The sequence below is a fragment of the Sinomonas flava genome, assembly GCF_039531875.1.
GTDB lineage: Bacteria > Actinomycetota > Actinomycetes > Actinomycetales > Micrococcaceae > Sinomonas > Sinomonas flava.
Window position 1 is genome coordinate 471,675 of record NZ_BAAAQW010000005.1, and the last position, 10,714, is coordinate 482,388.

Annotated in this window: 7 protein-coding genes; 4 read left to right on the top strand and 3 right to left on the bottom strand. The window is 72.7% G+C overall.

The features are described from left to right. Nucleotides 1-112 precede the first annotated feature (112 nt). From ABD298_RS10590 to ABD298_RS10600, 3 genes are all read left to right on the top strand, one after another. Complete coding sequence (locus ABD298_RS10590) at nucleotides 113-1,537, top strand: NAD(P)H-quinone dehydrogenase (protein WP_344299650.1); 1,425 nt, start codon at nucleotides 113-115, stop codon at nucleotides 1,535-1,537. Nucleotides 1,538-1,626: 89 nt separating this feature from the next. Next, nucleotides 1,627-2,115: a hemerythrin domain-containing protein gene (locus tag ABD298_RS10595; RefSeq protein WP_344299651.1), complete on the top strand. Its 489-nt coding sequence runs from the start codon at nucleotides 1,627-1,629 to the stop codon at nucleotides 2,113-2,115. 107 nt (nucleotides 2,116-2,222) lie between these two features. Continuing rightward, the gene (locus ABD298_RS10600; RefSeq protein WP_344299652.1) at nucleotides 2,223-3,533 is read left to right on the top strand and encodes a benzoate/H(+) symporter BenE family transporter; all 1,311 of its coding nucleotides are present in this window, start codon (nucleotides 2,223-2,225) and stop codon (nucleotides 3,531-3,533) included. Here the strand turns inward: ABD298_RS10600 and ABD298_RS10605 are convergent. From ABD298_RS10605 to ABD298_RS10615, 3 genes are read right to left on the bottom strand one after another with little or no spacing between them, the layout of a single operon-like run. Continuing rightward, nucleotides 3,499-5,121, bottom strand: a complete 1,623-nt coding sequence (locus ABD298_RS10605) for an FAD-dependent oxidoreductase (protein WP_344299653.1) — start codon at nucleotides 5,119-5,121, stop codon at nucleotides 3,499-3,501. The genes ABD298_RS10600 and ABD298_RS10605 overlap by 35 nt on opposite strands. A gap of 2 nt (nucleotides 5,122-5,123) precedes the next feature. Then, nucleotides 5,124-7,382: a molybdopterin oxidoreductase family protein gene (locus ABD298_RS10610; RefSeq protein WP_344299654.1), complete on the bottom strand. Its 2,259-nt coding sequence runs from the start codon at nucleotides 7,380-7,382 to the stop codon at nucleotides 5,124-5,126. Nucleotides 7,383-7,386: 4 nt separating this feature from the next. Then, the gene (locus ABD298_RS10615) at nucleotides 7,387-8,808 is read right to left on the bottom strand and encodes an MFS transporter (RefSeq protein ID WP_425564375.1); all 1,422 of its coding nucleotides are present in this window, start codon (nucleotides 8,806-8,808) and stop codon (nucleotides 7,387-7,389) included. A gap of 272 nt (nucleotides 8,809-9,080) precedes the next feature. On the opposite strand from ABD298_RS10615, the gene ABD298_RS10620 reads away from it, so the two are divergent. Further along, nucleotides 9,081-10,487 carry an MFS transporter gene (locus ABD298_RS10620; RefSeq protein ID WP_344299655.1) on the top strand — a complete coding sequence of 469 codons (1,407 nt, stop codon included), beginning with the start codon at nucleotides 9,081-9,083 and terminating at the stop codon, nucleotides 10,485-10,487. The last annotated feature ends 227 nt before the right edge of the window (nucleotides 10,488-10,714 follow it).

Here is a 10,714-nt window from a genome sequence, read left to right on the forward strand (position 1 = left end):
ACCAACCTGCACCCCCTGTGGCACGCGCCGCAGTGTGCCGTGCAGCACACCACGCCGCTGAGTGGCGCCCACGATGGCACGGGTGCACGCAGGGAAGGCAGAATGGTACTCCGTGACGATGAACCCTGATTTCGCGGCCCCCCACATCGCAATCCTGGGCGGCGGCCCCGGCGGCTACGAAGCCGCCTCGGTCGCGGCGTCGCTCGGAGCCCAGGTCACGATCGTGGAGCGTGCCGGGCTCGGCGGCTCGGCCGTGCTGACCGACGTGGTGCCCTCCAAGACCCTCATCGCGACCTCCGACCTCATGACCCGCGTCGAGGAGGCTGCCGCCGCCCTCGGCCTGCGCTTCGACACGGACAACGGCGCGCCCCTCACGCGCTCGGCGCTCCGCGCGGACCTGAAGGTGGTCAACGACCGGCTCCTCGGCCTGGCCCGCCAGCAGTCGGCGGACATCCGGGCCGGGCTCGAGGGCCAGGGCGTGCGGATCGTCCTGGGCTCGGGCAGGCTCGTGGACCCCCACACCATCGAGGCCCTGACCGCCGAGGGCACCGAGCGCATCGTGGCCGACGCCGTCATCGTCGCCGTCGGTGCCCACCCGCGCGAGCTGCCCACCGCCCGCCCCGACGGCGAGCGGATCCTCAACTGGGCCCAGATCTACAGCCTGGACGAGCTCCCCGAGGAGCTCATCGTCGTGGGATCCGGCGTGACGGGCGCCGAGTTCGCCTCCGCCTACAACGGCCTCGGCTCGAAGGTCACGCTCATCTCCTCGCGCGACCGCGTGCTCCCCGGCTCCGACACGGACGCTGCGGAACTGCTCGAGAAGGTCTTCGAGCGCCGCGGCGTCCGGGTCCTGTCCCGCTCGCGCGCCGAGTCGGTCGAGCGCACGGGCGACGGCGTCGCCGTGACCCTCGGCGACGGCACGAAGGTGACCGGCTCGCACTGCCTCCTGTGCGTCGGCTCGATCCCCAACACCGACGGCATCGGCCTGGAGGAGGCCGGCGTGGCGCTCAGCGAGAGCGGGCACATCAAGGTCGACGGCGTCTCCCGCACCTCGGTGCCCAGCGTCTACGCGGCGGGCGACTGCACGGGCGTGCTCGCGCTCGCCTCGGTCGCGGCCATGCAGGGCCGCATCGCCGTGGCGCACATCCTCGGCGACCAGGTCACCCCGCTCAACCTCGACCACGTGGCCTCGAACATCTTCACCTCGCCCGAGATCGCCTCGGTGGGCGCCACCGAGGCCGATGTCGCGGCTGGGAGGATCGCGGGCGACGTCGTGACCCTGCGCCTGAAGAGCAACGCGCGCGCCAAGATGCGCAACACGACCGACGGGTTCGTCAAGATCATCTCCCGCAAGGGCTCCGGGACGGTGATCGGCGCCGTCGTGATGGGCTCCAACGCTTCCGAGCTGATCTTCGGCCTGGCGATGGCCGTGGAGCAGAAGCTCCACGTCGACGACGTCGCGAACACGTACGCCGTCTACCCGTCGCTGTCCGGCTCACTCGCGGAGGCCGCGCGGCGCCTGCACGTGCACATGTAGGGGCTGCCGGGAGGGAGGACCATCAGCCTCGGGCGCTGGCAGGCCCTTCGCCCCTTGAGCCGCCGGTGGCGGGGTTCGATGATGGGCCCATGGCACACGGGCATGCAGACCACGAACTCCATTCCGACGACGAGGCGCTGGCGGCCATCGAGCACCACCACGCGCACATGCTCGAGCGGGTGACGGCCCTCGCCGAGGCGATCGTCGCTGCGGTGGAGGCCGGCGACGTCGGCACCGCGCACGACGAGAAGGCGAACCTGGTCGAATGGTGCGAGAACGACCTGATCCCGCACGCCGTCGCCGAGGAGGGGCCGCTCTACGGGGGCGCCGGACGGACGGACAAGGGACACCTGCTCGTCGAGGGCATGCTCCAGGACCATCAGGCGATCATCGGTCTCGTCGAGGAGCTCAGGGCAGCCGAGGGCGCCCGGGCGGCCGCGCTCGGCTTCGCCATCGCCCGCGCGTTCCAGCTGCACCTGCGCAAGGAGAACGGGCTCCTCTTCCCGTACATCGCCGCGCACCCCGATCTCTCGCTCGCCGAGTCGGTGCGGGGGCTCGAGGAGATCGTCGGCTCCTGACGCGCCGTCTCTGATGCGGTGGGTCCTGCCCGATTGAGACGCCGGACGAATCGGCTCATATCCGCGCTTTCCGCTACCGTGGCCCCCGTCACAGTGAAGGGGCGGCGATGAGCAGCACGGCACGGCAGCGGGCACAGCGGACCGGCGCGGCAGGGCAGGAGCATGCGGCAGGGCAGGAGCATGCGGCGGAGGCCGGGAACCGGCCCGCCGAGCGCCGCGGCATCCTCCGGGCCACGTCCTTCTCGGCCATCGCGGCGGGGTTCATCGCCGTCGCCGTCTCCTACGCCGGCCCGATGGTCGTGGTCCTGCAGGCCGCCCAGGCCGCGCACCTGAGCGCCGAGCTCACGACATCGTGGGTCAGCACGATCGCGATCGCCAGCGGCATCACGTGCGTGGTCCTGAGCCTCATGACGCGCCAGCCGGTCGTCGTGGCCTGGTCGGTCCCGGGGGCTGCCCTGCTGCTGACCGCGCTCGGCCAGTACTCGTACAGCGACGCCCTCGGCGCCTACCTCGTCGCGGCCGGGCTAGCCGTCGTGCTCGGGGTGACGGGGCTCTTCGGCAGGATCATGGACGCCGTCCCCAAGCCGGTCGTCGCGGCGGTCCTGGCCGGAGTTCTGCTGCCGTTCGTGCTCAAGGCGAGCGCCGCCGTCGTGCAGGCGCCCGTGGTGGGCGGCGGCCTGGTCCTGGCGTTCCTCCTCGGACGCCGGTTCGCCCCGCGGTACGCGGTCCTCGTGGCGCTCGCGGCCGGGGTGGGGCTCGCGGCCGCGACCGGCCGCCTGACAGCGCCGACGCTCGCGTGGGAGTTCGCGGGCCCCGTCTGGACCACCCCGACCTTCGGCCTGCCGGCCATCATGGGCATCTCGGTGCCCCTGCTCGTCGTCACCATGGCCGGGCAGAACGCCCCCGGGCTCGCCATGATGCGCCAGCTCGGCTACACCGCCGGCGACCGCCTCATGGTGGGCGGGGCATCCGTCGCCTGGCTCGTCTCGGTGCCCTTCGGCGGGCACGGGATCAACCTGGCCGCCATCACCGCCGGGATCTGCGCCGGCCGCGACGCCCACCACGACCCTGCCCGCCGCTACGTCGCCGGGATCTCGTGCGGCGCCTTCTACATCCTCTTCGGCCTCTTCAGCACCCCGGCGGTCGCGCTCGTCGCCGCCGTCCCGGCCACGCTGCTGACCGTCCTGGCAGGCGTCGCGCTCCTCGCGGCGACCCAAGGCGCGATCGTGGACGCCGTGAGGCACGACGCCGCCTCACCACACGCCGTCGAGGCCGCCGTCATCACGCTGGCCGTGACCGCGTCCGGGGTGAATGCCTTAGGGGTCGTGTCGGCGTTCTGGGGACTCCTCGCCGGCGCGGCGGCCTATGCGCTCCTCGGCCTGCTCAGGCCGCCACGGCCGCGAAGTGCCGCTCGATGACGTCCCGCACCCCGTCTCGGCAGCCGCCACAGCCCGTTCCGGCGCGCGTGGCCTTCGAGACCTCCTCGACGGTCGAGCAGCCCCCCGCGACGGCTGTGGCCACCTCGCCCTGCGTCACGCCGGCGCAGCGGCACAGCGTCGACTCGGGGCGGCCCACGGACGCGGCGGGGGAGAGCGCGGCCTCGGGCCCGTCGAGGCGCAGGATCACCGAGCGGTCGGCGGGCAGCTCGGCGCCCGACTCGAACAGGAGCGTCAGCTCGGCGGCCGCGCGTGGCATCCCCAGCGCGACGAACCCGGCCAGGACGCCGCCCCGCGTGGCCATCTTGACGTAGCCCCCGTGCTCGGGGTCCGCCCACAGGGAGACCTGCAGCGGAGCCCGCCCGTGCGCTGCGCAGTCGCCGCCGTCGAGGGCGAACACGTCCCACGGGTCGGCCATGACGTCCCCGGCGACGGCCAGGTTGATGCCGCGGGCCTTGAGCAGGATCACGCCCGGCTTCTCCGCCGCGAGCGGGGCCGGCTCGGCGTCGCCGAGGAGCTCGTGGCGGAAGCGCGCCGCGAGCCAGTCAGCCTGCCGCCAGCCCGGGGCGATGAGGCCGCTCGGGGCACCGGTGCGCCCGTCCGCTGCGCACCCCGCGCACAGCGGGTCCGCGCAGCGCACCTGGGCGCAGTCGCCGATCGCGAAGACGTGCTCGGTGTGGTGGGCGCGCAGCCCGTGGTCCACGAGGATGCCCGCATCGACGGCGAGGCCCCCTCCCTCGGCAATCTCACGCCGCGGCCGCGCCCCGCATGCGAGCAGGAGCAGGTCGCCGTCGACCGCGGAGCCGTCGTCGAGCAGGAGCGCCCGGAAGGCGCCGTCGTGCCCGGTTTCGATGCCCGTGGAGCGCGCGTTCCCGGCGATCCGCACGCCTTGGCGGCGCAGCGCGGCAGCGAGCGTCGCGCCTCCGGCGCGGTCGATCGAGCGCCCCAGCGGCCTGTCGCCGTGGTGGACCACCGTGACGGTCGCGCCCTCCTCGCTCGCCGCGAGCGCGGCTTCCAGGCCAAGGACGCCCCCGCCGAGCACGACGACGCGGCGCCGCCCGGCCACTGCCTCGGCCAGCCGGGCGGCGTCGGCCAGGTCGCGCAGGGCGGTGACCCCCGGTGGCAGGACGGGGTGGAGAGGGTCCGGGTTCATGCCGATGAGGTTGGGCACGACGGCGCGGGCGCCTGTCGCGAGGACGACGCGGTCATAGGGCAGCGCCGTGCCGTCGGCGAGGACGACGCGGCGTCGTGCGCGGTCGAGGCGCGCGGCCCGCGTCCCGGTGAGCACGCGCACGCCGTCCGCGGCGAGCTCATCCGCGTCGGCGAGGCTCATCGCGCCCAGGCTCGTCCGCCCGACCCCGAGGTCTGCAACGAGAACCCGGTTGTACGCGGCCTGCTGCTCCTCGCCCACCACGGTGAGCTCGACGGCGCCGGCCGCCGCGGCCGGGCGGAGCTCGTCGACGAAGCGCGCCGCGACCGGGCCGAAGCCCACGACGACGATCCGCGGCCGGCCTTCTCCTGGTGCGGTCCTGCTCTCGGGCTGCTGGGGCTGCTGGGCCGGGGCAGTCATGGTCACTGCTCCTCTCGGTGGGAGGGGACGGCGGAGGCGAGGAGCGGCGGACCCGCGACGGCTGGCTCGACGACCGCGGGTTCGACGACGACGCGCGTCGTCTTGAACTCGGGCATCCCGGAGATGGGGTCGGTGCGCTGCTCGGTCACCCGGTTCGCCGCCGCGAGGCCCGGGAAGTGGAACGGGAGGAAGACGGTGTCCGGGCGGATGCCGGAGGTGAGCTCCGCCCGGGCCAGCACCACCGGCTCGGGCCGAGCGCTGGGCCCGGGGAGGCCGGCCCCGGCGACGGCGCGCTCGCGGCGGACGCGCACCCACGCGCCGTCGGCGATTCCGAGCTGTGCGGCGGCCGCGGGGTGCAGGGAGAGCCGCACCTCGGGCTGGGCCGCGGTCAGGGCCGCGACGCGGCGCGTCTGCGCGCCGGACTGGTAGTGCTCCAGGAGGCGGCCCGTCGCGAGTGTGAAGGCGCCCGCGGTCGGGACCGCCGGCAGGGGAGCGGGGGTCCGGACGGCGACCAGGCGGGCGCGGCCGTCCGGGTGGGCGAAGCGCTCGGCGAAGAGCCGCGGCGTCCCGGCGTGCGGCGGGGCGCCCGGGGCGGCGTCGGGGCAGGGCCAGTGCAGGGCCTCGCCGGCGTCGAGGCGCGCGTAGGTGATGCCGGAGTAGTCGGCGAGCCCTCCCGCAGAGGCCAGGCGGAGCTCCTCGAAGACCGTCTCGGGGTCGTCGGGAAAGCTCGACGGCGCGTCCAGCAGCGCCGCAAGCCGGTGCATGATCCACAGCTCGCTGCGTGCGCCGGCGGGCGGGTCCACGGCGCGACGGCGCCGCAGCACGCGGCCCTCGAGGTTGGTCATGGTGCCCTCTTCCTCGGCCCACTGCAGCACGGGGAGGACGAGGTCCGCCTCGCGGGCCGTCTCCGAGAGGAAGAAGTCGCACACCACGAGGAAGTCCAGCGCTCGCAGCCCCTCGCGCACCGCGGTGACATCGGGCGCCGACACCACGACGTTGGCCCCGTGCACGAACAGGCAGCGCACGCCGCCCGGCTTCTCCGGGGACGCCGGCCTGCCCAGGGAGGCCAGAAGCTCGACGGCGGGCACCCCCGGACCGGGGATGGCCGCTTCGGGCACGCCCCAGACCCGGGCCATGTGGGCGCGGGCGCCCGCATCGGTGATCTTGCGGTAGCCGGGCAGCTGGTCCGACTTCTGGCCGTGCTCGCGCCCGCCCTGGCCATTGCCCTGCCCGGTGAGGGTGCCGTAGCCGCCGCGCGCCGAGCCGGGGAGGCCCAGGAGCAGCGCGAGGTTGATCGCGGCGGTCACAGTGTCGGTGCCGTCGGCGTGCTGCTCGATCCCACGGCCGGTGAGGATGTAGCACGAGCCGGTGCGGGCGGACTGGGCGAGCCGTCCCGCCGTCTCCCGCAGGAGGGTGGCCGGCACCCCGGTGGCGGCCTGGACGCGCTCGGGCCACCAGGGGGCAACGGAGCGGGCCACCGATTCGAGGCCTTCGGTGCGCCGGGCCAGGTACGAGCGGTCCAGCAGCCCGTCGTTGAGGACGACGTGCGCCAGGCCCAGCAGCAGGATGAGGTCCGTGTGCGGGGCGGGCGCGAGGTGCGTGCCGGCGCCGTCGGCCGTGAGCGCGGCCGTGGCCGAGCGGCGGGGGTCGACGACGATCAGGCCGCCCGCGGCGCGGGCCCCCGCGAGGTGCTGCACGAAGGGCGGCATGGTCTCGGCGACGTTCGAGCCGAGAAGCAGGATCGTGTCCGCTGCCCCGAGGTCCTCCACGGGGAAAGGCAGGCCCCGGTCGACACCGAAGGCCCGGTTCCCCGCGGCTGCTGCAGAGGACATGCAGAACCGGCCGTTGTAGTCGATGCGCGAGGTGCCCAGGGCGAGCCGGGCGAACTTGCCGAGCAGGTACGCCTTCTCGTTCGTCAGGCCCCCGCCGCCGAAGACGCCCACCGCGTCCGGTCCGTGGGCGGCCTGGGCCTTCCGCACCTCTGCGGCTGCCCGCTCGAGGGCCACGTCCCACGAGACGGGGCGGAGCTCGCCGTCGTCCCCGCGCAGGAGCGGCTCGATGAGGCGTTCCGGGTGCGTGAGGAGCTCGGCGGCGGTCCAGCCCTTGCGGCAGAGCCCGCCGCGGTTGGTGGGGAAGTCGCGCCCGGCGACCTTGAGCGCGGGGCCACTCGCCCCCGACGCGGTGGGGCTGAGCGACATCGCGCACTGGAGCGCGCAGTACGGGCAGTGGGTGGCGGCGGGCGCCTGGGTGCGTGGAGTCATGGGGTCAGGCCTTGGAGGTGGCGACGAGGCTGCCCTTGCGGAGGTAGCAGAAGGCCGTCACGGCGAGCATGAGGACGTACGCGGCCACGAAGCCGAAGAACGCGGGCACGTAGGAGCCGGTCGCCGAGCTGGACGCCCCCAGCACCTGCGGGATGAAGAAGCCGCCGTAGGCGCCGATCGCGGAGATCAGGCCAAGGGCCGCGGCGGCCAGCTTCGCGGTCTGCGCCGGGGCCGCGCCGGAGCGGGCGGCCCGGCTGGAGGTGCTGAAGATGACGGGGATCATGCGGTAGGTCGCGCCGTTGCCGAAGCCGCTGGCCGTGAAGAGGGCGAGGAACAGGACGAGGAAGAGCCAGAAGTTCTTCAGCGGCAGGGTGGCGATGACCAGGAGCGTCACGACCGCCATGGCCGCGAACGCGGCGACGGCCATGCGGGCCCCCCCGAACCGGTCGGCGAGCCTGCCGCCGTAGGGGCGCGCGAGGGAGCCCACGAGCGGGCCGAGGAACGCGAGGGAGAGCGCGGCGGCGCCGACGGCGAACGACGAGTACGCGGGGAAGAAGTCCTTGATGAGCTTCGGGAAGACCCCGGAGAAGCCGATGAACGAGCCGAACGTCCCGATGTAGAGGAAGGCCATGATCCACAGGTGCGGCTCCTTGAGCGCCGCGACCGAGCCGGCCAGGTCGCCCTTGGCGCTCGCGAGGTTGTCCATGTTGCGGTACGCGCCGACGGCGGCGACGAGGATCAGCGGGACCCAGAGGAGCCCGGCGACGCCGAGCCCCGCCCCGGAGACCACCGACGCCGTCAGGCTCACCGCGATCGGGACGACGAGCTGGGCCACGGCGGCGCCCAGGTTGCCACCGGCGGCGTTGAGCCCGAGGGCCCAGCCCTTCTCGCGGGCGGGGTAGAAGAAGGTGATGTTGGCCATCGAGCTGGCGAAGTTGCCGCCGCCGAACCCGGCGAGGGCCGCCACGGCGAGCAGCACCGGGAACGGGGTGGCGGGGTTGGAGACGCACACCGCCAGCCCGATCGAGGGGATGAGCAGGAGCATCGCCGAGACGATCGTCCAGTTGCGGCCGCCGAACTTCGGGACCATGAACGTGTAGGGGATGCGCAGGGTCGCACCCACGAGGCTCGGCATCGACAGGAGCCAGAACGTCTCGGACGTGCTCAGCTGGAAGCCCGCGCCCGGAAGCTGCACCACGACGATCGACCACAGCTGCCAGACCACGAAGCCGAGGAACTCCGCGAAGATGGACCAGCGGAGGTTCCGGCCGGCGATCGCCTTGCCCTCGGACTCCCACTGCTCGGTGTCCTCCGGGTTCCAGTGCTCGATCCAGCGGCCCTTGCGCGTGTCGAGGCGCAGGCCCGTGGGTGGGGCTGTCGTGGGCTGGGCCGTCGTGGCCGGCGGGGTCTGGGGTTCAGTGCTCACGGTTCCTCCTGGAGGGGGACGGGATCTGGGATTGGTTCCACGCTAGAAATCCCGCGTTTCGCCCGTGGGCGTCAGCTGTAAACACGCTGTGACATCTGGCTCTCCCGCCTGCAGGCGAGGCCGTGAGCGCGGGGCGAGCACCGCCGTCGTCCGCCGCCCGTCTCACATAGTGAACTCAATGTCCGATCTTCGGACCCCCGAGGCGTAGGATGCCCTGTACTCAAACCCCGGACCGGATGTCAATCCACGGTCCAGCATGTGAAAGCGAAACCATGTCCACCTCTTCAGCGGTGACGGAGCCCTCAGCCGGCAAGGCGGCGAATACGAGGGGCCGAGTCATCTTCTCGAGCCTCATCGGCACGACCATCGAGTTCTTCGACTTCTACGCCTACGCCACGGCCTCGGTCCTGGTGTTCCCGAAGCTCTTCTTCCCGAACTCCTCCGACATCAACGCGATCCTGTCCTCGTTCGCGATCTTCGGGGTCGCCTTCGTCGCGCGGCCGGTCGGATCGGTCCTGTTCGGGCACTTCGGCGACAAGCTGGGCCGCAAGGGCACCCTCGTGGCATCCCTGCTCACCATGGGCCTCGCGACGTTCTTCATCGGCCTCCTCCCGCCGGCCACGACGTCCGGCTGGATCGTGCTCGCGCCGCTGCTCCTCGTGCTGCTCCGCTTCGCCCAGGGCCTCGCGCTCGGCGGCGAATGGTCCGGGGCCGCGCTGCTCGCGACCGAGAACGCGCCGGCGAACAAGCGCGCCGTGTGGGGCACCTTCCCGCAGCTCGGCGCGCCGATCGGCTTCATCCTCGCCAACGTGCTGTTCGTTGTCCTGGACCTGTTCCTCGACGACAGGCAGTTCATGGACTTCGGCTGGCGCATCCCGTTCCTCGCGAGCATCATCATGGTCGCGATCGGCCTGTACGTGCGCCTCAAGCTCGTCGAGAGCGTCTCCTTCCAGAAGGTCGTCAAGGAGGAGAAGGTCGCGAAGGTCCCGATCGCCGCGACGTTCAAGCACCACTGGCGCGCGGTCATCGCGGGCACGTTCATCATGCTCGCGACCTACGTGCTCTTCTACCTGACCACGAGCTTCACCCTCACGTACGGCACTGCGACCGACAAGGTCGAGGTCGCCAGGGCTGCGGCAGAGAAGGCCGGCAAGGCCTTCGACCCGTCCACGTTCGTGCCCGGCCTCGGGATCGACCGCAGCGAGTTCCTGTGGATGCTGATCCTCGGCGTCGTGTTCTTCGGGGTCTTCACGGTGCTCTCCGGCCCGCTCGCGGAGAAGTACGGCCGCCGCAAGTTCCTCATCTGGGTCACCGTCGGCATCCTGCTGTTCGGCCTCACCTGGGGCCTGATGTTCGGCCCGGGCAAGGGCGCGGCCATGGTGGGCCTCATCGTCGGCTTCACGCTCATGGGCCTCACGTTCGGCCCCATGGCGGCGATCCTGCCCGAGCTGTTCCCGGCGAACGTGCGCTACACGGGCTCTGCGGTTGCCTACAACCTCTCGTCCGTCTTGGGCGCGGCCCCGGCGTCGTTCGTCGCGATCGCCCTGTGGCAGTTCGGCAAGGGCAACACTGTGTGGGTGGGCGTCTACCTCGCCATCTCGGCCGTCCTGACCTTGGTCGCCCTGTGGCTGACCAAGGAGACCAAGGACAAGGAGTTCGAGGAGAACGTCTCGGCCTAGGGATGTGACCCGCAGCCCGCGTCCGCGCGTTTCGGGTGCGCCATATCCCGCTCGGCCACGCTGGCCTCGCCGGTCGTGGCTGTGGGCGGTCGTGAGACGGCTCGTTGCAGGTGAGATCGCCAGAGGGCATCTCACCTGCAGCAGGGCGTCTCCCCGGGGGCCGGACGGCGTCTCATGTGCGCGGAGGCGCCTCGCCTCCCTCAACGTCAAAGAGGTGGCTCCTCGAC